Source organism: Hydrogenoanaerobacterium saccharovorans (assembly GCF_003814745.1).
Lineage (GTDB): Bacteria > Bacillota > Clostridia > Oscillospirales > Ruminococcaceae > Hydrogenoanaerobacterium > Hydrogenoanaerobacterium saccharovorans.
Genome location: NZ_RKRD01000001.1, coordinates 2,113,049 through 2,133,374 on the forward strand (window position 1 = coordinate 2,113,049; position 20,326 = coordinate 2,133,374).

Sequence of the window (20,326 nt, forward strand, 5' to 3'; positions counted from 1 at the left end):
CGTACTCCTGATACATTTGTACCAGGAGTACGGTTTTTATTTTTATAAATCAATCAAAAATTTCGGGGCAAAGCTCCATTGCTTTTGCTTTTACTTTAATAAAATCTTCCAGCCCATCGGGTTTATTGTTGGGGTTGCGCAGCAAAGCAGCCGGATGAAATGTTCCCATCATCAGAACTCCGTTTCGTTCAAACCAAAGCCCATGCTCTTTTGTTACTTTAAAATTGGGGCTTATAATTTTCATGGCGCTTACTCTGCCTAAACACACAATTATTTTTGGCTTAATCAAAGCGACTTGGTTACGGAGAAAACCAATACATGCCTCGGTTTCTTCCTGTTTTGGGTCTCGATTTTGGGGTGGACGGCATTTTACCATATTGGCTATGTAAATGTTTTTATCACGGTAAAGGTCTACCGCTTTCAGCATTTTATCCAGCAACTGGCCGCCCCGTCCTACAAACGGTTCACCTTGCAAGTCCTCGTTTTCACCGGGGCCCTCACCAATCAACATAATCTTTGCATGAGGCACACCAACGCCAAACACTACATTGGTTCTGGTTTTACAAAGCTCACATTTTTCGCATTGCATAACCGTTTCACGCAATGTCTCCCAAGAATTTAGCATCAACTGCCACAACCTCTCACTGTATTAATTTTAAAAAATATGTTTACATTTAGGTGTAAAAGAAACAACATATCATCATTATATCATAAACATGAAGTGCTTTGATATAATTGGCGATGTGCGGCTTTGCCGCAAGGCAAATTTCGCACCGCATATTAGAATAAATATAATACTTTACATTAATATAGCAGACATTTGGTTCCCATTAAAACTCTAATTTTTCATACACTGCCGTTATTATATCATATTTTAACAACAATTCCGATAGATTTTGCAAGAGTTTTAAAGATTCTTGTCGATTTCCCTTGCGGCTCAGTCGTAATTTTTGTATAATAAAGGGTAGCGTTTCAGCACTATCGGCAAAAAATTGCCTGTGCAAAAAAGATTCTATGGAGGTATTCTGTTATGGCAAAAAAAATATTAATCGAAACTTCTGCACGTCACATTCATTTGACTGAGGCAGACCTTGAAACACTGTTTGGCAAAGGTGCTAAACTTACACCGAAAAAAGATTTATCTCAGCCGGGGCAATACGCTTGTGTAGAGAGACTGGATGTTGTAGGACCTAAAAAGACGATTCCAAACGTTTCAATCCTTGGCCCGACAAGACCTGCTACCCAAATAGAAGTTTCTTACACCGATGCAAGAACTCTTGGTCTGTCTGCTCCCGTCAGAGAGTCGGGCGATGTAGCGGGCAGTGCAGGCTGCAAATTGGTTGGCCCTTGTGGCGAAGTTGAGCTTACTGAGGGTGTTATCGTTGCTAAACGTCACATCCATCTTACTCCGGAAGCTGCTACCGAATTTGGTGTTTCTGATAAGGAAATTGTTTCTGTTAAATGCGCAGGCAAAGACAGAGCACTTACTTTTGGTGATGTTGTCGTGAGAGTTTCTCCGAAGTTCTCGCCTGCAATGCACATCGATACCGACGAAGCAAATGCTGCAGCTGCATTTGGCGAATTCTATGGTGAAATCATAAAATAAATTATTTAAAAAAGCGGTAAGATTATTTAATCTTACCGCTTTTTTTTATTTCTTTTTATTCTTCCCTTTTTTACCGGTAACAGCCAAAGCAATTATAATAAGCAGCAGTGCACCGCCGGCAATACCCATAACAAGCGGCACATTTGAATTATCACCAGTGTTGGGGTTTATTGCAAAAGCAGTTACAGCTGTTGTAATTATAGTAATTAATAAAACCGAAACAGATGCAAAAAATTTTGCATATTTTTTAATCATTTAGAATATTCCTCCCGATATTTGTCATCAACAAGGTCTCCAACTAATAATTATAGGGTGATTTTTTATACCTGTCAAGTTGGCTGATTTTAATTTAAAAAAAGTACATAATTACAGTTTTTTTACAGAGATTAGTTATTAGGATTTATACATGCGGCTTTTTTCAAAAATAAGTTGAGGTGAAAAATTTGATAAACTTGATCTTTCTAGGCGATTCATGTGACAGCGCACTTGCCGGCACCACTTATCATGTACTTGCAAAAGATTTTCAAGTTGCCTGTAATTGTACAACAGGTACAAACAATCACTGCAAAACCCTCGATTTTTTAATCCTAGATTGCAAACAACTTTCTTACGAAAACAAAGGACACACAATTTTTTTATGCAAAAATAATTTTTCTAAAAAAACCAAATACAGCAGCTTTAAACATATTGGTGAAAACAATACGATTGGTGTTGTTCAATCGGACAACCTGCCGGCCGCCGAAACTTTGAGCAGGTGGAAGATACCGGTAATTTCATGCGGAATGTCTATAACCGACACACTTACTCTTTCCAGCATCGGCCCCGATGATGCAGTAGTTTGCCTGCAACGATGTATCCCAACCTTATACGGAACTATAATTGAGCCCTTCGAAATCCCTATAAAACTGTCCCGTCCCATCGATAGCTACGCGCTTATGTGCATTGTTTCAATCGTACTTCTTGCCGATAAAGCAGATATATTGGATACGCTTTTTTTGTAAAATGTCGATTTGCAGATTATTCTAATACTTTTTAAAGAATTTACCAAGTATTAATTTGACGGATAAGCCTATAATAATACCACAAACGCAACAGTAAATAGAAAAAAACTGAACAATGAATTAAGGAGTGTATCAATTATGGCAAACAGTAACAAACTTGTAGTTCCTCAGGCAAGAGAGGCTCTTAATAAGTTCAAAATGGAGTCTGCTAACGAAGTAGGCGTTAACTTGAAACAAGGTTACAACGGCGACCTTACCTCGAAACAGGCTGGTTCTGTCGGCGGTCAGATGGTTAAGAAAATGATCGAAGCTTACGAGAACTCTATCAAATAAATGTCCTAAAAGGCATTTACTAGGAAAAGGGACCTCTTTATGAGGTTCCTTTTCTGTTGCCTACAAATTTATACTATCTTTTTTTGGAGCAAACCGTTACAATATAAGAAAATAGATTAATGGGAGGAGTCAAATTGTATCAAATAGCGATTTTAGATGATAAATCTCAATTGAAACTGGGGCATACTTTTGAAGTGTCTTGCTACAACTGGGGCGGAACTTATCGCCCAAAAACCATAGGATCTCTTGTTTTTATAAAAGAAGAAGGTTTTTTTCTGCATATGAGATGCGATGAATCAGACCCTCTGCGCCGTTATACCAAAGCAAACGATCCTGTCTATACCGACAGTTGCATGGAAGCGTTTTTATCATTTTATCCGGGATCGGAAAAAAGCGGTTATATCAACTTTGAGATGAACGCCAACGGCGCATTATTGTGTGCATACGGAGAATCTCGCCATAACCGTCAATACATAACCGATGTCGGAATTACACCGCCTGTGCCCAAAGTGAAACTGGAAGCCTCTTTTTGGGAATTGGAGCTGATGATTCCGCTTACATTTATAAAAGCTGTTTACGGCAGATGTGATTTTGAAGAGGCGCAGGTGCTTCGCGGCAACTTTTTTAAAGTAGGTGAAAACGATGTGAATTTGCATTTTGCAAGTTTTATGCCCATTACATCCGAAAAACCTGATTTTCATCTACCAAACTTTTTCAGCAATTTTATACTTACTAAACCAACAAATAAATAACAAAAAGAACCTCATACGAGGTTCTTTTTTTATATTTTATTGTTCAGCCATCGCAGAATGCCCTCTGCCGCGCGCCTACCCCAAAAATTACGGCGGGCAAAGTCATTATAGCTGCGCATTGAAATGCCGCTTATGCTTTTTGCAGTATGCGGGCTGCAGAAAGGCTGCGGCTCACCAAAAAAATTCAGTCGGTTGCGCCTTGGGTTTTGCACCCTTAGGCTGGGCTTGAAAAGGTTGTTTTTTATCTTCTTGCTGTTCTTCGATTATTTCTTTTTTTTCTGAAGACTCAGTCTCATTTGTGATTTCGTCGCAAAACTCAACCGACTTCATGGCAGCATCAATCGTTTCAATCGAGCTGTCAATCGCATCCAACCGTTGCTCCAGTTCTTCGATGGATGACTGCAAAGTTACACGCAGCGTAGTAACATCGCCCTTAAACGTGCTGATCTGCTGTGCTAAACTTTGTATACTCTCGATTGTGGTGGCAGTAATGCGGCTCGCCTTCTGCTCGGCAGCCTTAATAATATCATCTGCACTCTGGCGAGCGTCCATAAATGCATTGCCAATCTTCACCATAGCTTCATCGTATTTTTTGCCTTTGTATTCCAAACTCTCAGCACGTAAAGTAAGCTGGCGGCACTTCTCTTGATATGCTTTGATTTCGCGGTCTTTGTCATCCAAAGCTTGCTGACGGCGAAGAACTTCCAGGTTTAAATCGGCAATATTCGTCTCTAGACTTTTTACATGTTCAAGCTGTTTGGCTGCATCATCTTCCATACCTTGAATCTGCTCACCCAACTGATTTATATTTTCGGTTAAACCTTGATTTTGCTCTTCCAACTCTGCAATTTTTTTGTTCAAATCATCGATTGCAGTTTGATTTTGTTCACAAAGTTCATCTATGTATTTTAAAACAGATTTTTTATGAAATCCGCCGAACATACTCGTTTTAAAAGTGGTCTGTCGTTCCACGCTTATATTCCCCCCGTACAATATAGCTTTATTTTTCATTATAACATTGATTTTACTGTAAAACAATGTAATTACACAAAAAACTTAGCCACCTGCATACAGCAGATGGCTAAAATTAAGGGTTTGTTAATAAAACATATTCTTTTTGACAAGAATCACCGCGACAATTACAGTTAACACTGCAGCCAGCACACAAGGGAACCAGAAGTACGGCATGGGCAGCCCAGTGACATTCATACCGTAAAAACTGGATACCATCGTTGGGATTGCCATTAAAATAGTGATTGATGTAAGAACTTTCATGACAATGTTCAGGTTGTTGGAAATGACCGATGCAAACGCATCCATCGTACCGGAAAGAATGCTGGCGTAAATGTTACACATTTCAATTGCCTGCTTGGTTTCAATTAGTACATCCTCTAGCAAATCTTGGTCTTCTTCATACAGCTTAATAATACGCCCACGCAGAATTTTCTCCATGGTCAATTCGTTCGCTTTAAGCGATGTTGAAAAGTAAACAAGTGATTTTTCCAAACCCAACAGCTGAATAAGTTCTTTATTTTTCATCGATTTGTGCAGCTGATGCTCCATACGCATTGACAATTTATCAATCTGTTTTAAAAACTGAAGGTAACGTGCCGCAATACGCAAAAGCATGGTGAACAAAAACTGATTTTTTAACTTTGTCTGCACATTTTTTACCATACCATCCGCGAATTCGTTGATGAGCGGATTGTTTTTGAGGGTAATGGTAACCAACTGTTTCGGCAGCATCACAATACCAATCGGCATTGTAGTATATAAAATGGTGTTTTCAGTCTGTTTTTCTGCAAGAGGTAAGTCCACAATCAACAAAGTTTGGTCTTCCTCCTGCTCAATGCGCGAAGTCTCTTCTTCGTCAAGAGACGATTTAATAAAGCCCTGGTCAATCCCCAGGCTTTCAGTGAGGAATACAACTTCACTTTCAGTAGGGCAAATAGCGCTTACCCAACAGCCTTCTTCAATAGCTTCAATTTGAGTAATGCGATTATCGATGGTTTTGTAGTAGTTTATCATAGTATATCCCCATTTCTATGGGGCAGAAATCAGCAACGCTGCTTCTGCCGAATATTTGATTTTCTGATTCAAACCTGTACTTCGAGGGCTAGGGTCCGGATTCACAACGTCACCTCCTGTAATAATTACCGCCGATTTGCCACATTGGGCATAAGTATCAACTTAACTATTATACCACATGATGTGATGTTTGCAAGAGATATCGCTAGATTTTAAGCAGAAAACAGAAAAATCAGCAGAATATCGCCCAAATCAGTCTAATACGGCTGAATATGAATGAATTCTGCTGAATAATATGTTTAATTCTATTTTAATTTGCGAAGAATACTGCCCGGCGGGAATATCTTGTGAGTAGGGATATACAGCTTTTGCATGGCATGGCAGGCACTTTGCATCGGTTCGTCAAACTCATTAAAAATTTCACGTGCAACAAACGGGACAAACCCTGCCTTAGGCATGAGTACTTCTAATTCATCCCCTGCAAAAAAGCGGTTACGTTGGGTAATATACATCCTGCCGTCGCGGCATTCATCAACCGTTGCAACTACATCGTAGCTTCGTACGTAACCTCCATTTTTGTAACATTGCCCGTTTTCGGGTGCGCCGAAATAAAATCCTGAAGAATACTCACGGTGGCTTACCTTGCGTGTTTCTTCCTCAATCCATGCTTCGAGTTGAAAATGCCGCGGGTCACGCAGATAGCTGTCTACCGCGTTGCGGTAAGCATTTGTAACCACTGCCACATAATAAGCAGATTTAGCTCTGCCTTCTATCTTAAAGCTGTTAATGCCTGCATCCGCAAGCTTATCGATGTGTTCAATCATACACAGGTCTTTGGCATTTAAAATATAAGAGCCGTTTTCATCCTCATACACAGGGTAAAATTCATTGGGGCGTTTCTCCTCCATCAGGTGATACCCCCAACGGCATGGCTGTGCACATTCACCTCGGTTGGCGTCCCTGCCCACCATATAATGCGACAGCAGGCAGCGCCCCGAAAACGACATACACATCGCACCATGCACAAAGCATTCAATTTCAAGGCTTTCGGGCACTTTATCGCGAATGCGGCGGATATCATCAAAGCTCAATTCTCGCGCAAGCACCACACGTTTTGCCCCCATTTGGTGCAGTTCACGTGCAGTTACATAGTTTACGATGCCCACCTGTGTGGACATATGCAGTTCCAAATCGGGTACCACCCGTTTTGCCGTCATCATTACGCCCATATCCGCTACGATGAGTGCATCAATGCCGCAGGCAGCGGCATCCTGCAAATATTGCGGCAGCCTGTCCATTTCATCATTGGTGGGCACCGTATTGCAGGTAAGGTAAACGCGCACACCGTTTTGGTGGGCATACTCCACCGCCTGTTTCAGCTCGTCCAGCGAAAAGTTCATAGGTGACGAACGCATACCAAATTCTTTACCGCCAACGTAAACCGCGTCCGCGCCAAACAGCACCGCAGCATTGAGTCGTTCTCTGTCCCCCGCTGGCGCAAGCACCTCGGGTCTAATTAAATCAGCCATTGTTTCTCCTTTTTGCTATTACCGCGCCCATATGCATAGCCAACCGATTATTAATCAGTGGCAATTCCGTTTACATCGCCAACTTTGCTTGCCGCATAAATATTTTTTTCATGCTCCGCCATGGTTTTTGCATAATAGAACTTGCCTTCTTTGTCGGTAAGGAAATAATAGTATTCATTGGAATCGGGATAGAGCGCTGCTTTAATTGCATCAACTCCGGGGTTTGCAATGGGGCCTGCGGGCAACCCGGTGCATTTATAGGTGTTGTATGCATCGTACATCGCTTGATTTGCCGTGGTAAGCCGTGGTTTAATAAACTTTTCAACATAGAAAATCGTAACGTCAGACTGCATTTGCGGATAGGTATCCTCTTGTGCAAAACGGTTGTGGAATACACCCGATACCGCATTCATATCCTGCGGGTAGCTTGCCTCTTTTTGAATGATGGATGCAAGTGTAATCGTCTCGTCCAACGTCAAACCAAGTTCTTTCATACGGTCGTACATTTCGGCAGTAATATTTTCGTTAAAGCTGTTAAAGAATTTTTTAGCTACCGATACAGGGTTTTCGCCCACAAAGAAATCGTAAGTGTTGGGGAAAATATAACCCTCGTATTTATAAAAGCGCGAAGGATTGTTTGCAGGGATATCCTTCATAAAATCGTATTCAAAGGGTTCTTTTTGAAGTGTATCTGCAAACTCTTGTGCGGTGCAAACATTGTTTTCTTCCAGTTTTTTACCTATTTCCCAAATGGTCAGCCCTTCGGGGAACGAAATTTTGACAACGTCCTGCCTATCATTGCCGCTCTTTAGCGCAATAATAATCTGGCTATAGCTCATATTGGAATTAAGAATATATTCACCAAACTGGTATTTTCCGTCTGCTTTTTTAAATTTGGAATAAAGGCGGAAAGTCAAGGGAGTTTCTATGACGCCGCTTTGTTTTAAAATTTTTGCAATATCGCCCGTACCGGAGCCCTCCGGGATTTTGACGGTTATGGTTTTATCGTCTTGAGCAAGCCCCAGCATGTCGCTTGCACTCTCCAACGCAAAAAATGCCAAAAATGCACCCAGTGCAACCAGACCGACCGTGATGAGGAGCGCACGCATAACACGATATTTCTTTTTTGGTTTGGGCTGCTTGGCTCTTTGGGGGCGATTGTTTCGCGCCCCTGAAGGCTGCTGCGGCACTCTGTGTTTTACAGGGCGGTGAGGCGGGGGTACCGGTGGTATACTCGCCTCAAACCCGTTTATTCCGTCATTTTCTTTATCGTTGATATCCATAAGAGTTCCTCCAAACATAACTTCCCTTGTAACGCCGTTCTGCCGATTTTCATAGTATATAACATCTGCAAGGCAGATAAAATTGGCATTGCCAGGGAGGTGAATACGTGTGAGCTGCTGTAATAATAATTGCTGTGATAACAACTGCTGCAACTCCTTTATTGGTGGCAACAATTGCTGGTGGATTATTATCTTGGTTATCATCATCTTGTGCTGCTGCAACTAGTATTTTACCACAAACATAGCCCCTGTCGAAAGATGGGGGCTTTATCTTCGCTGAGAAAAGCGGCTGGGTGAATTAACCTTGCGAAGATATCTTTCAGTTACCAAAAGGTCAACTGCAACATCATATCTGCCATGCTGCAACCTTTGTGTCATACAAGACGAGTAAACAATGCCTACCTTCGTTTGCGGGTAGCGGGATAAAAACCGGTCGTAGTAGCCCTTGCCGTAGCCTAACCTGTAACCTGCAAAATCAAACGCAAGCCCCGGAACAATGCATATGCTGTCTGAGAAATCGGTAAGCAACTCGCTGCGCTCAGGGTCAGGTTCCAACACACCAAAGGTACGAGGTGCCAGGTCATCGAGTGATTTTATGAGGTAAAACTCCATCTCCCGGGTACCGTCTATGCAGCGTGGCACCGCCACACGTTTGCCATTTTTGAGGGCATCGGCAATCAGAATACGGGTATCCACTTCAATATCGGTAGACACAAACGTAAGCAGCGTTTTTGCATTTTTATATTGGTATAGACTCTGCACACGCCTGCGGATGCTGTCATCGTGCTGTACTTTTACAGAAGGGGGCATGTCCCGTCGCATTTGCTTATATTTGTTGCGCAGAGTGGTTTTATAAATACGGATATCGGTTATTTGCATAAAACTGCCGCCTTTAACAGTTCTGCCCGCTCTCTGCCTTTCAGCTGTTCTACGAGTTTTAGTGCAAACTCCATGGCAGTACCTGCACCGCTGCCCGTAATGATGTTACCGTCTTGCTCGCATGCATTGCCCGTATAGTTTGCCAGCGGCATTTGCGATTCAAACCCGGGGTAGCAGGTAATGGTTTTATGGTCCAACAGCCCAAGATGCCCCAAAATAGACGGAGCAGCGCAAATGGCGCCGATCGGCAGGTTCTTTTGCATTGCATATTCAATAAATGTTTGTACAACCGGTGATTTTTCAAGATTCAGTGTACCGGGCATCCCCCCAGGTAGAACAATCATTTCAAGATTTTTGGGGTCGGTTTGCGTATCCATAATATCGCAAACAAGCGAAATACCATGGGCACCGCGTACCGTTTTGGAGGAAATCCCCACTGTTTGCACATTAAGCTCGGCACGCCGCAGTATATCCACCGCTGTGAGTGCCTCGATTTCTTCAAAGCCGTCTGCTAAAAATATATAAATCATGTTATTTCCTCCTTCGACCGTCGCTGCCCAAAAAACAGACAACCCCTTGGTGTTTGTTTTTTGGTTTCAATTTATATTAATCGAGTACCAAGTTTAAATAACCGTTTGCAGGCTGTGCCATACTTGTCATCCCAAAAGGGTGAACCTCGCCTTCCAGCGTACTGTCTGATGGCAAGCGCACCGTGATACTGTTGCACCCATGACATTGTGCAAGCTGCATCAGCGCTGAGTGCAAGGTGTTATCTTGTAGGGTTGTTTCTCGCACAAACAGCATTTGCCCCGCTTTATAGCATAACGCTGCCGCTTGCCCATATTCTGATTGAATTTTGCATGCAAAGCCGCCATTAAATTTGTTTTCATCCAGTGCATAAGCAATCGACGTTTCGTCCCAGCAAAGATATCCTTCGCGATCAAACACTTTATCACGCATCTGTTTGTATTCACTTGGCGAAATATCGGCAAAAGCAAAGTGAGTATTGTTGTTTTCTGATAAGTTGACAGAAAAACGAGATGTTTTAAGAAAAAAAGCGGATGCATAGCCACGTTTTTTATAAAACGCAAACAGTTCCGCCTCAGCAGGGACAAGCAAGGATAAAGCTTCACCGCGATTTTTTATTAGTTGGTTTGCATACTCCAATAATTTACTGCTGATGCCTTTGCCCTGCCACGCTGTAAGGGTTGCAACAGCATAGATATATTGTACGTCTACAAAAACTCCGCCTTGTTTTAACTTTGCAGGCAAAAGAGTAAGCATTGCCACAGGCGTGCCATTATCTAGCCATACAAGAGTATTTTCACAGCGAAAACGATTGGCATAGTAAAAATCAATGTATTCATCCGTATCACCAAAGCACTCTTTCCAAATAGCTTTGAGCGCAAGGAGCATTTCGGGTTTTGCAAAAGTAATCATAAAACACCTCTGCCGATAACCCCATTCACTTTACGCTTGGGGATTTTTTAGTGTAGCTTCATATTTTTCAAGCAAAAAGTCAGGATAATAAGACGATTTTGCTTTACGCAAGCCCTCGTCTCCCAAATCTTCCTCGCGGTTGACATAAATAAAATCCTGACAATTGTGGATTAAAAATTGTTGGTTAATCATCGGGTAAGCGCCCTGAATTTCTGGAAAAGCCTTTTCTATGTGCATGACATAGGTATCGGACGAAAGCGGTTCACCCATGGTATAGGCGATTACCTTGCCGTTGAGGCGCAACAAACCGCCGCGCAAACCCAGTTCAAAAAAATATTTAAACGCCTGTTTTACAGCGCACGCCTCGTGGTTTAGGCTTTCATCATCATAACACTTGTATATTTTACACCATTCGGTGTTCATATCCCAGCAATCGTTGATATTTTCAGCGTTGATGTCTTCATATGCCCAGTCCGGGTTATCCTTAAAACGCGCAATATGGTTGCGCTTGCTGTGGAGCTTTTTCCCCCGCAGCGTGGTAAGGCGCTCTACACTGTATATATAATCGCAGTAATCGCGGTGGTTGCTGTAATCGAACTGATCCGGAAACAGCGTTTGCATCAATTTTACTGTTTCGAGGTTCATGCCACGCAAACGAAACCCCATACCACGCTCGGCAGCATCTTCCATCAATGCCAATATTACAGGTTTAATGTCGCCGCTGCCTGCGGGATAAGTATAGGCAATTTGCCCTTCTGCCCCGCTCTTCAGGCAATAAAACCCGTTTACATCTGCCCATTCAATCCGATTGGGCTTACGCCATATAAAATTATTAGCAAAAGAATAATCACAGCTTTTAAAATCAGATTGCTTTAGGCGTTCTTCAATCCAAGCTCTGTCTTGTAGTTCTACATCTTTAAAAGGTAACAAACTATCCATCCTTCCTGCAGGCAATTCCCGCATCTATATCAATTCTCACAACCGAATAAATCTTATTATAAACCAAGTGCCTCTAAAATTTTATGGTGGATTGCTTCTATCGTATATGGATTTTCTCCGTCACAGCAACGAATTACTTTCCATTCGCTGCGGTCTACCGCATATTGTGCAGTTTCGCGGCATTTTAATAAATAGCTCAGATTGCGTTCATGCAAATCTTTTTTGGTTTCGTCGCCCTGGTAGCGTTTTTCCATTAAGCGTTTTGAGGTATTGGGGTCCATTTTCAGGTACAAAACCTCATGGGGGCGGGGTAAGCCAAGCTTACCAAACTCAAAATCTTGCTGCCACTCAAAAAAAGCAGACCATTCTTCGCGTGGCAGTTTACTCATCTGATGAATCAAGTTTGAGCCGACGTAACGGTCGGCAATAATAACCGTACCGCTCTTATAGATCTGCTCCCAGTTTTTTTTGTAACTTGCATAACGATCCAGTGCATAAAACGATGTTGCTGTATAGGCATTAACATCGTTTACATTGCTACCAAACTCGCCGCCGAGGTACATCTTAACAAAAACAGACCATGAGTGCTCGTAATCGGGAAAGGTGATGCGCAAAGCCGGAATACCCAACTCATTAAAATGCTGCGCTAACAGCTTCGATTGCGTTTCTTTACCGCTTCCGTCCAGCCCTTCTATTTCAATGAATTTCATTTGCCTTTTCCTTTCAGGCCGGCATAATGTGCCCGTACCTCTGTTTGCTTCGCACAGCTCATTTTGCCTTCGGGGCAAGCACCGCGCAAGCAAGGGGGGCCTGCCTTTGCAAACAGCGTGGGCGCAACCTCATATACCAACGCAAGCATCTGCTCTGCAACTATACGAATCTCCCATTGAGCGCGATTGCAGCAGCGTTCACGAAAAAAGTTAAGCAAGCTGCGTGCGTTCATCGTAACAACCATTTTTGTATCGCATGCATTTGGCAAAACATATCGCGCATCTTCAATTGCCTTTTTTGCAGCAAGTTTTTCTGCTTCCGCTTGGGGTTTACCTTCTGCAATAAATGCTGCAGTATGCTTTTCTTTTAGTATCGCTGAAAGCTTGTCATAATATTCCGCCGTCTCACTCATCGCGTTTAAAAACAACGATTTTGCTTGCTCATCTGCTTCAATTTCAGGCGGAATAACATATTCAAAAAGAGCTTTGTTTACATAACGCTGGCTTTGAACACTGTAAGATGCAATACGATGACGTGTTATCTGCGCCAAAAATGCGCGTGATACCCCTTCGATACCAAATGTGAAACTTGCGTGTTCAATCGGGCTTTCGTGCCCGATATCCGACAACATCTGCACAAAGTTTTCTGCTTTTTCATCCGTTAAACCGGCAAGCAAATCATCGACACCCACACGGCTGTAACAAAGCTTAGCCGCCGCAGCAACTGTTTTTTCTGGGTTAGGGGTGTAGCTTAATAAGGTAACCTTTGGCATATGTTTATCCTCCGAATATTCTAAAACAATCATACGGATAACATTATACCACAAAGAAAACCGCCTATCAATTAAGACAGACGGTTTTTGTGGATTTTTGACGATAAGTACAATTGTAAATCAGAAATTAGTCCTTACAGTGACAATCCTGCTCTCGAGGCGGGAAGAAATCGCTTGTTGGGAATTTAATCGCCTTAAATACCTCACAAGGATCATCCGTAGTGGTTACGCATTCCTTATCAGGAACACAGAAATCATAAGCTGGGATTAACATCTGGACGTTACGCTCTAACTGTACGATGGTAAACATACCGATCGTGACGTAAACACATTTTTCAGGTCTGCAGCCCGAAAATTCTCCTTTAAATCTGCTGCAAATGTCTTGCGGTACTTCGATATGGCATGGGCAGTGGTCGTGACAGGGGCAAACGCGAGCAGACAATACAATGGGGTCAACAACCGATACGGTTGCAATGGGCATGTTACTGCTGTACTCGGTTGGGGTTACACTTTCTGAGCTATAGACACGAACATTACCTTCGCTGCCAAACAGAATTACCTTTTTAGTGAAAATTGCGAGACCTTTGACAACAGTTGGTGCTGTACACGAGGCGGTGTATACCTGTAGCTTCACACAGAAGAAAAAGGTGATATCCACCGAATAAAAGCCTTTGTTGAATGGCACAGGCTCTACGTCCAGAAAAACGTTGAGAATTTCAGCGCTTTTTGCTTTGATGCTGTTGCAATTGTCAACGATGGTTTGATCTTCGGGTACAAAATAAACTTGAAGGTCCTCAAGACAATCTTTGGCACTGCAACTGTCGTAAATCCGCTTGGTATCGATGCACACGGCCTCTTTGAACAAATTATTACCGCCGCTGCAATTGATATTGCTGGTAGTTACTTTTGGTTCTGCCATAGTAATCCTCCTATTACTTTCTATTAAAGAATACACTTCAATAACATAATATGAGGTTCGGCAATTTTGGTGAAAGAAAAAGGACGCATTTGCGTCCTTTTTCATCATGGCTTGATTGTAAATGTATCTGAAGAGAAAGAAATCTTATCTTTTATTACAGTACCGGATACTTCCCAATTCTGAGAAGAAGCATTGTAGTGCATGGTTACCGTTTGAAAATTCCCTCCGGCAAACCATTTTCCGCTGTCGGTTTTTTCGGCATAATTAAAATCTGCCTGTACATCAAAAGTAACGTACAGTTCACCTTCCTTTATCGTGCGCGAAATGCTGCGGCGGTCAAATGTAAGCCCGTGAAAATCAAACAATAAGCCTTGATTGTAAGCTTCCATCTTTGTAACAAGGTCTGCATAATATGCTTCGCTTACATTTTTAATTAACTTTTTATCCCAACGGTTAATCGCCTCAAGGTAAGATTGGTAAAACGCATAAAAACGCGGGGCAAGGCTGACAATCAGCTGGCGGTTTGTCATTTCAGAGGGGTTTTCTGCATTGGGGTATTTTGTTTCCAACTCTTTGATGTAATCAACAGAGTAGGTTTGGTCATCCGCTGCGAGATCAAAATCCTGACTGTATTGATCGCATTTTACAGTAATTTTCATCCCGGTAAATGCAGGATTTATAACAACGAAACCATCATCCGGTTTGATATCTGTTTTTGAACCGTTCACCAGAATCTGCAACCCTGTTTCTATACCCGCAAGTTCTATTTCTGCAGTGGCTAAATTTTTGGTCATAGAAACTGTCGGATTTTCGGTAGAAGAAAAGCTTGTAATTTCGGTTTTACCCAGTTCATACTCAGGGCCATATTTTTGATAAGTTGCGCGGATTTTATGAGAACCGGGAGCAAGCTTGAGCACCACACCGCCATCTGTCGGTTGAGCATCTACTTTTTTATCATCTACATAGAGTGTTAAATCTTTAATATCTGTTTGCACCGTTAGCTGCACAGGGCTGATTTTTACAATAAACTTTTGGCTGAATAAACTATCTTTCGTTTGTTTGAGTGAAAAGCAATTGTATTTTTCGTCGTTTCCGCCCACCCAATCGCCTTGCGATGCAAGCAAATGCCCTTTGAGTTTTTTCATATCCAGGTTTTCTGCCATAGAGGACAACATTTTTTTGGCGTCATCTGCCGAGGTTAAACCGCTGCCGCTTGTCTCAATATTCGCCAGTACGTATTTTGTATCGCCGGAAGAAACCGCATCAACAAATGCATTCACCGCTTTTTCGGGGGCATTTTTTGCTTTTATCTTTAAACCTGCAAAACCTGCAACTCCTGCTAAAATGATAATTACAAAAAGAATAATGAGCCAAACTTTGGTTATGCCGCTACTGTGTTTTTTAATTTTAGATGGTTTCGAGCTGCCAAAAAATTGATTGCCCTGATTTTGTATTGGCTGCTCTTGTGGTGCATACTCATCAAGCTCATCTTCAAAGTTTTCGTCAATGAACTCATGCTCAACTTCGGGGGCATAATCATCGTCTGGATACAAATCATCTTTCTCAACTTCGGTAAAAGATGAATCTTCATCTAAGGCAACGTTTACCTGCACTTTTTGCACCGATGCGCGCTGCTGTGCAGGCTCGGGTTGCAAAGGCTGGTGCATCATTTCTTCGTCTTCGCTGATGGCCTGCTGCCACAATTCCTCGGGAGTCGGACGTTTTGTCTCGTCTTTGGGTATCTGTTCTAGCGGTTGGGGTTGGGTAGGCTGAGGTTGCGCAGGTGTTACCGGCAACACCAAACGCTCCCCGCATTCAGGGCAAAATTTCGCCTCGGGGGTGGGCAGCAGCTCACCACAGAAGGGACAAAATTTCATCATCATCACTCCTTACGGTCATGTTTATCTAAAAATGATATTACATTGATATCTTTTTCAATTTAGCAAAATTAGCCATTATCTTTTTCGTTCCGCCTTTATCAAATGCTGCCTCTACCAATAAATCGTTTGCCATTGGTGTAACCGACAGCACCATCCCCTCACCAAACACTTTATGGCTTACAAGGTCGCCCGGCTTAATATCAATCTTTGTCTGCGGGGCTTTGTAAGCTGAAACGGACGAAAGCCCGCCTGTGCTGATAGTATGAGGGTTAACGGTATCCACTACGGCTGGTGTATGGTTGACACGCACTGTTGCATCCTGAACGTCCACCAAATCTTTGGGTATCTCACCTGCAAAACGGGATAAACGATTGCGCGTGGTTTGTCCAAAAAGCAGCCTCTGTGCGGCCGTGGTAAGGTATAACTGCTTCTTCGCGCGAGTAATGCCTACGTAGGCAAGCCGGCGCTCCTCTTCGATTTCGGCAGGTGAAGACATCGACATCCTTCCCGGAAAGATTCCCTCTTCAAATCCTGAGATGAATACATACGGGAACTCCAACCCCTTGGCGGAGTGCAGGGTCATCATAACAACCACATCATCATCCAAATCCGTGCGGTCCATATCCGTGTAGAGTGCAACCTCTTCAAGGAACTGTGACAGATCTCCGTCTTCATTTTCTTCAACAAATTTTATCATTGTAGATTTCAATTCTTCGATGTTTTCCATTCGGGTTTGCCCTTCAAATCCCTGCGTAAGCAAAAAGATGGAGTAGCCGGTTTTCTCAAGCAATGCATCCAACAAGTCACCCAACGGCTCGGTTTGAGCAATTTTTGCCAACTCAAGAATCATTTGCGAAAACTCTTGCAAAGGCTTTGCTTTTTTTTGAATTGGGGCATAACTGTCTGCATTTGTAATGACCTCAAACATAGAAATACCCAAGTTCTGCGCAATTTCATCTACCGAAGCAACCGTACTGTCGCCAATACCGCGCTTAGGCTCATTGATGATACGCTTAAGGCGAACGGCATCGTTGGGGTTGTTGATAACACTCAGGTACGCAATCATATCGCGAATTTCTTTGCGCTCGAAGAAACGCAGGCCGCCTATAATTTTATATGGAATTCCTGCTTTTACAAATGCACGTTCAATCATGTTGGACTGCGCATTCATGCGATAAAGCACCGCGTGGTCTTTGTATGTACCGCCTTCTTCAACATTGGTTAACACCGTGTCAACAATAAAGCGCGCCTCGCCCTGTTCGTCGCAGGCACGGTAAAGCTTTACTTGTTCCCCTTCGCCGTTGTCTGTCCATAGGGTTTTGCCTTTTCGTTCGGTGTTATTTGCAATTACGGCATTTGCCGCATCCAAAATACGCTGCGTACAACGATAGTTTTGTTCAAGACGAATCACCTTTGCGCCTGAGAACTGGTTTTCGAAGCTCAAAATATTTTCGATGGTTGCACCGCGGAATTTGTAAATACTTTGGTCGTCGTCGCCTACCACACAAAGATTTCTGTGTTTCCCCGCAAGCATGCTTACAAGCTTATATTGGGCATGATTGGTGTCCTGATATTCATCTACCATAATATATTTGTAACGATTTTGATAATGCTCCAGTACATCGGGGTGTTCTTCAAACAAACGAACTGTCAATACAATGATATCATCGAAATCTACCGCATTGGAGCTTTTAAGTGTTTGCTGATACGATTTATATATTTTAGCGATGACGCCCATTCTAAAATCACCGCTGTTATTGTGCTCCAACTGCTCGGGAGTGAGCATCTCATCTTTTGCCCTGCCAATGGCTGAAAGCACCGATTTAGGCGGGAAGTTTTTATCGTTGACATTGAGCGTTTTCATCGCGTCTTTAATTACTCGCAAGCTATCATCGGTATCGTAAATTGTAAAGCTCTTGCCGTACCCCAGTGCCTCTATCTCACGGCGCAGAATACGAACACAAGCGCTGTGGAAGGTTGCTGCCATAATGTCGTTGGCACACTCGCCAAGCATATTGGTAAGGCGCTCCTTCAGCTCACCGGCAGCTTTATTGGTAAAAGTGATAGCAAGAATATTCCACGGCTTTGGGACATCAACCCCGATCACTTCGGAAAGACGATTTTGATCGTTCTCAGTTCCTGCTGCAAAATCTTTTAAAAACCTCAGGTCATCATCCGTAAGCCACTGCGGTACATCAGACGAAACCGCCGCCCTGCCAAAACGAATGATATTGGCAACCCGATTAACCAAAACTGTAGTTTTTCCGCTGCCGGCACCCGCAAGGATGAGTACAGGACCATCGGTTTGCAAAACCGCTTCTTGCTGTTTCGCATTCATTTTGTAAAAAGCTTGTTTTAGGGCGTTTTGTTTTAAAGATGTATATTCGTTGACTGAAATAGTTTGGTTCATGTAAGTCCTCCAATGGCAAAACGCCAATTAAATTCGTATTCTATTATACCACAAAGCACATTACTTTAAAATGGCAAAAAGTAAGACCATCTGTAGAAACAGATGGTCTTAAAAGCAATATTTGCAGTAAATTATTTAAGAATTGCCAACAGTACACCTGCCGCAACAGCAGAACCAATAACACCTGCAACGTTGGGCCCCATAGCGTGCATAAGTAAGAAGTTGGATGGGTTCTCTTGCTGACCAACTTTTTGAGATACACGTGCTGCCATAGGAACTGCGGACACACCGGCAGAACCGATCAACGGGTTGACCTTGCCGCCCGAAACCAAATACATCACTTTACCAAACAGCACACCGCCGGCAGTACCAAAGCTGAATGCAATCAAGCCGAGTAAGACAATACCCAAGGTTTTACCGGACAGGAAGTTATCTGCGGTTGCGGTTGCACCAACCGTAACACCGAGGAAGATTGTAACAATGTTCATCAGCTCGTTCTGAGCGGTTTTACAAAGTCTATCCACGCAGCCGGATTCTTTCATCAGGTTACCGAGCATCAGCATACCAACCAGTGGCGCAGCGTCGGGAACGATAAATGAAACAACAATCGTAACCAAAATGGGGAATACAATCTTTTCAACTTTTGAAACAGGACGCAGCTGCTCCATAACAACCATACGCTCTTTTTTGGTGGTGAGCGCTTTCATAATCGGCGGTTGAATCAGGGGAACCAACGCCATATAGGAGTATGCTGCAACCGCAATAGAGCCGAGCAGATGCGGTGCCAGCGTTTTTGTAACAAAAATAGCGGTCGGGCCGTCTGCACCGCCGATAATACCGATAGCACCTGCTTCGGGACCGGTAAAGCCGAGTGCCAAAGCACCAAAGAAGGTTAAGAAAATACCCAACTGCGCCGCTGCACCGAGCAAAAAGCTTTTGGGGTTAGCAATCAGCGGGCCGAAGTCGGTCATCGCGCCGATACCGAGGAAGATAAGCGGAGGATAAATACCCAATTTAACACCCAAATACAGTAAATCGAACAAACCACCGTGGTTCATAATCTCGGCGGCATTCATTACCGAGCCGTCCGCCTGTATTTGAAAAAATTCTGGGTGGTATAAACCTGCCATAGGCAGATTTGAAAGTAACATACCAAATGCAATGGGCAGCAAAAGCAGCGGCTCAAAGCCCTTTGCAATTGCCAAATAAAGCAGAACGCACGAAATAACCAACATGATGCCTTGCTGCCAAGTAATATTTACAAAAGCAGAGTTTGCCCAGATCCCCTGGATTGCTTCAAAAAATCCTTGAATCATATCAATTGTCCTTTCCTAAGGTTGTTATTGCTAAAACGGGTTGGTGTTTTGCTGCATACCCGCCATGCTCCATACAGAACGTCCATTCTGCGCGCTTTTAACGCTTTTGATGACAAAGTTTTTCGTCCCGCCCATCATAGCTGAAACCGAAGCGGATATCACGGCAATAATTTCATCCGAAATACCTTCTTCAATCTGCATAGGGGCTGCCTTTGCTGCGGGAGAAGGAACAGCTTCTTTTACTGCGGGAGCCTGCCCGTCATCGTTTTTTTTTGAGCCGGAGGTTCTGTCCATAATTTTGCCAAACGCCATCATCATGAGGGTGAGCAAAATCAGCACAATAAAAACAATACTTAAGCCGGAAAGTACAACGGTGCCTGCCAATGTGTAGTCCATAGTATCTATCTCCTTACCAAAAATTTACACTATCAATTGCTTTTCTTTTCTACCTTAAGAAAAGCCGAAACTGCATATATTATACAATATTCGGTCTCTATTTGCAATGAAATAATTGAAAAAAATTTAACA

The 20,326-nt window shown here is 42.9% G+C and carries 21 protein-coding genes; 4 read left to right on the plus strand and 17 right to left on the minus strand.

All coding sequences use genetic code 11. The annotated features are described in order from the left end of the window. Positions 1–49: 49 nt before the first annotated feature. Positions 50–625: a uracil-DNA glycosylase gene (locus tag EDD70_RS09835; RefSeq protein ID WP_092750580.1), complete on the minus strand. Its 576-nt coding sequence runs from the start codon at positions 623–625 to the stop codon at positions 50–52. A gap of 405 nt (positions 626–1,030) precedes the next feature. On the opposite strand from EDD70_RS09835, the gene pduL reads away from it, so the two are divergent. Further along, complete coding sequence (pduL, locus tag EDD70_RS09840) at positions 1,031–1,606, plus strand: phosphate propanoyltransferase (RefSeq protein WP_092750578.1); 576 nt, start codon at positions 1,031–1,033, stop codon at positions 1,604–1,606. Between the two features lie 45 nt (positions 1,607–1,651). Here pduL and EDD70_RS09845 read toward each other — a convergent pair whose 3' ends face one another. Then, complete coding sequence (locus EDD70_RS09845; protein ID WP_092750576.1) at positions 1,652–1,861, minus strand: LPXTG cell wall anchor domain-containing protein; 210 nt, start codon at positions 1,859–1,861, stop codon at positions 1,652–1,654. A 188-nt stretch (positions 1,862–2,049) separates the two neighbouring features. Between EDD70_RS09845 and EDD70_RS09850 the strand changes: the two genes are divergently transcribed. The 3 genes from EDD70_RS09850 (at position 2,050) to EDD70_RS09860 (ending at position 3,692) form a co-directional block, all read left to right on the plus strand. Next, complete coding sequence (locus EDD70_RS09850; RefSeq protein WP_092750574.1) at positions 2,050–2,607, plus strand: hypothetical protein; 558 nt, start codon at positions 2,050–2,052, stop codon at positions 2,605–2,607. 138 nt (positions 2,608–2,745) lie between these two features. Next, positions 2,746–2,940 (plus strand): alpha/beta-type small acid-soluble spore protein, encoded by a 195-nt coding sequence (locus EDD70_RS09855; protein WP_092750572.1) that lies wholly within the window; start codon positions 2,746–2,748, stop codon positions 2,938–2,940. A gap of 134 nt (positions 2,941–3,074) precedes the next feature. Next, positions 3,075–3,692, plus strand: coding sequence for a carbohydrate-binding family 9-like protein (locus EDD70_RS09860; protein ID WP_162840750.1), 618 nt, complete (start codon positions 3,075–3,077; stop codon positions 3,690–3,692). Between the two features lie 171 nt (positions 3,693–3,863). Here the strand turns inward: EDD70_RS09860 and EDD70_RS09865 are convergent, their stop codons facing one another. From EDD70_RS09865 to EDD70_RS09935, 15 genes are all read right to left on the minus strand, one after another. Further along, positions 3,864–4,664 (minus strand): coiled-coil domain-containing protein, encoded by an 801-nt coding sequence (locus EDD70_RS09865; RefSeq protein ID WP_092750568.1) that lies wholly within the window; start codon positions 4,662–4,664, stop codon positions 3,864–3,866. 126 nt (positions 4,665–4,790) lie between these two features. Further along, on the minus strand, positions 4,791–5,720 hold the full coding sequence (locus tag EDD70_RS09870; protein ID WP_092750566.1) for a magnesium transporter CorA family protein: 930 nt from the start codon (positions 5,718–5,720) through the stop codon (positions 4,791–4,793). 305 nt (positions 5,721–6,025) lie between these two features. Next, a complete protein-coding gene (locus tag EDD70_RS09875) occupies positions 6,026–7,249 on the minus strand; it encodes a peptidase U32 family protein (protein WP_092750564.1) in 1,224 nt (407 codons plus the stop codon). A gap of 50 nt (positions 7,250–7,299) precedes the next feature. Beyond that, entirely contained in the window at positions 7,300–8,532 is a 1,233-nt protein-coding gene (gene mltG / locus EDD70_RS09880) for an endolytic transglycosylase MltG (RefSeq protein ID WP_162840749.1), read from the minus strand. A 267-nt stretch (positions 8,533–8,799) separates the two neighbouring features. Continuing rightward, the gene (locus tag EDD70_RS09885; RefSeq protein WP_092750561.1) at positions 8,800–9,411 is read right to left on the minus strand and encodes a 5-formyltetrahydrofolate cyclo-ligase; all 612 of its coding nucleotides are present in this window, start codon (positions 9,409–9,411) and stop codon (positions 8,800–8,802) included. Then, complete coding sequence (locus EDD70_RS09890) at positions 9,402–9,941, minus strand: DJ-1 family glyoxalase III (RefSeq protein WP_092750559.1); 540 nt, start codon at positions 9,939–9,941, stop codon at positions 9,402–9,404. Before EDD70_RS09890 ends, EDD70_RS09885 begins: the two co-directional genes overlap by 10 nt. A 76-nt stretch (positions 9,942–10,017) precedes the next feature. Continuing rightward, positions 10,018–10,851, minus strand: a complete 834-nt coding sequence (locus tag EDD70_RS09895; protein WP_092750557.1) for a GNAT family N-acetyltransferase — start codon at positions 10,849–10,851, stop codon at positions 10,018–10,020. Positions 10,852–10,881: 30 nt separating this feature from the next. Further along, positions 10,882–11,781: a DUF2156 domain-containing protein gene (locus tag EDD70_RS09900; RefSeq protein WP_092750555.1), complete on the minus strand. Its 900-nt coding sequence runs from the start codon at positions 11,779–11,781 to the stop codon at positions 10,882–10,884. A gap of 65 nt (positions 11,782–11,846) precedes the next feature. Continuing rightward, on the minus strand, positions 11,847–12,500 hold the full coding sequence (locus EDD70_RS09905; RefSeq protein ID WP_092750553.1) for a dTMP kinase: 654 nt from the start codon (positions 12,498–12,500) through the stop codon (positions 11,847–11,849). Continuing rightward, a complete protein-coding gene (gene thyX / locus EDD70_RS09910) occupies positions 12,497–13,273 on the minus strand; it encodes an FAD-dependent thymidylate synthase (protein WP_092754346.1) in 777 nt (258 codons plus the stop codon). Before thyX ends, EDD70_RS09905 begins: the two co-directional genes overlap by 4 nt. 127 nt (positions 13,274–13,400) lie before the next feature. After that, the gene (locus EDD70_RS09915) at positions 13,401–14,192 is read right to left on the minus strand and encodes a hypothetical protein (RefSeq protein ID WP_243116508.1); all 792 of its coding nucleotides are present in this window, start codon (positions 14,190–14,192) and stop codon (positions 13,401–13,403) included. Between the two features lie 104 nt (positions 14,193–14,296). Next, positions 14,297–16,075, minus strand: coding sequence for a zinc ribbon domain-containing protein (locus tag EDD70_RS09920; protein WP_092750449.1), 1,779 nt, complete (start codon positions 16,073–16,075; stop codon positions 14,297–14,299). 34 nt (positions 16,076–16,109) lie between these two features. Beyond that, complete coding sequence (locus tag EDD70_RS09925; RefSeq protein WP_092750447.1) at positions 16,110–18,482, minus strand: ATP-dependent helicase; 2,373 nt, start codon at positions 18,480–18,482, stop codon at positions 16,110–16,112. A gap of 131 nt (positions 18,483–18,613) precedes the next feature. Continuing rightward, positions 18,614–19,798 carry a sodium ion-translocating decarboxylase subunit beta gene (locus EDD70_RS09930; RefSeq protein WP_162840745.1) on the minus strand — a complete coding sequence of 395 codons (1,185 nt, stop codon included), beginning with the start codon at positions 19,796–19,798 and terminating at the stop codon, positions 18,614–18,616. A gap of 30 nt (positions 19,799–19,828) precedes the next feature. Then, entirely contained in the window at positions 19,829–20,194 is a 366-nt protein-coding gene (locus tag EDD70_RS09935) for an OadG family protein (RefSeq protein WP_092750445.1), read from the minus strand. Positions 20,195–20,326 lie beyond the last annotated feature (132 nt).

What these genes read in the sequence shown, in the direction of transcription:
- EDD70_RS09835 (WP_092750580.1), bottom strand. Translation starts at nt 625, where the DNA reads ATGCTAAATTCTTGGGAGACATTGCGTGAAACGGTTATGCAATGCGAA.
- pduL (WP_092750578.1), top strand. Translation starts at nt 1,031, where the DNA reads ATGGCAAAAAAAATATTAATCGAAACTTCTGCACGTCACATTCATTTG.
- EDD70_RS09845 (WP_092750576.1), bottom strand. Translation starts at nt 1,861, where the DNA reads ATGATTAAAAAATATGCAAAATTTTTTGCATCTGTTTCGGTTTTATTA.
- EDD70_RS09855 (WP_092750572.1), top strand. Translation starts at nt 2,746, where the DNA reads ATGGCAAACAGTAACAAACTTGTAGTTCCTCAGGCAAGAGAGGCTCTT.
- EDD70_RS09870 (WP_092750566.1), bottom strand. Translation starts at nt 5,720, where the DNA reads ATGATAAACTACTACAAAACCATCGATAATCGCATTACTCAAATTGAA.
- EDD70_RS09875 (WP_092750564.1), bottom strand. Translation starts at nt 7,249, where the DNA reads ATGGCTGATTTAATTAGACCCGAGGTGCTTGCGCCAGCGGGGGACAGA.
- mltG (WP_162840749.1), bottom strand. Translation starts at nt 8,532, where the DNA reads ATGGATATCAACGATAAAGAAAATGACGGAATAAACGGGTTTGAGGCG.
- EDD70_RS09885 (WP_092750561.1), bottom strand. Translation starts at nt 9,411, where the DNA reads ATGCAAATAACCGATATCCGTATTTATAAAACCACTCTGCGCAACAAA.
- EDD70_RS09890 (WP_092750559.1), bottom strand. Translation starts at nt 9,941, where the DNA reads ATGATTTATATATTTTTAGCAGACGGCTTTGAAGAAATCGAGGCACTC.
- EDD70_RS09895 (WP_092750557.1), bottom strand. Translation starts at nt 10,851, where the DNA reads ATGATTACTTTTGCAAAACCCGAAATGCTCCTTGCGCTCAAAGCTATT.
- EDD70_RS09905 (WP_092750553.1), bottom strand. Translation starts at nt 12,500, where the DNA reads ATGAAATTCATTGAAATAGAAGGGCTGGACGGAAGCGGTAAAGAAACG.
- thyX (WP_092754346.1), bottom strand. Translation starts at nt 13,273, where the DNA reads ATGCCAAAGGTTACCTTATTAAGCTACACCCCTAACCCAGAAAAAACA.
- EDD70_RS09915 (WP_243116508.1), bottom strand. Translation starts at nt 14,192, where the DNA reads ATGGCAGAACCAAAAGTAACTACCAGCAATATCAATTGCAGCGGCGGT.
- EDD70_RS09920 (WP_092750449.1), bottom strand. Translation starts at nt 16,075, where the DNA reads ATGATGATGAAATTTTGTCCCTTCTGTGGTGAGCTGCTGCCCACCCCC.
- EDD70_RS09925 (WP_092750447.1), bottom strand. Translation starts at nt 18,482, where the DNA reads ATGAACCAAACTATTTCAGTCAACGAATATACATCTTTAAAACAAAAC.
- EDD70_RS09930 (WP_162840745.1), bottom strand. Translation starts at nt 19,798, where the DNA reads ATGATTCAAGGATTTTTTGAAGCAATCCAGGGGATCTGGGCAAACTCT.
- EDD70_RS09935 (WP_092750445.1), bottom strand. Translation starts at nt 20,194, where the DNA reads ATGGACTACACATTGGCAGGCACCGTTGTACTTTCCGGCTTAAGTATT.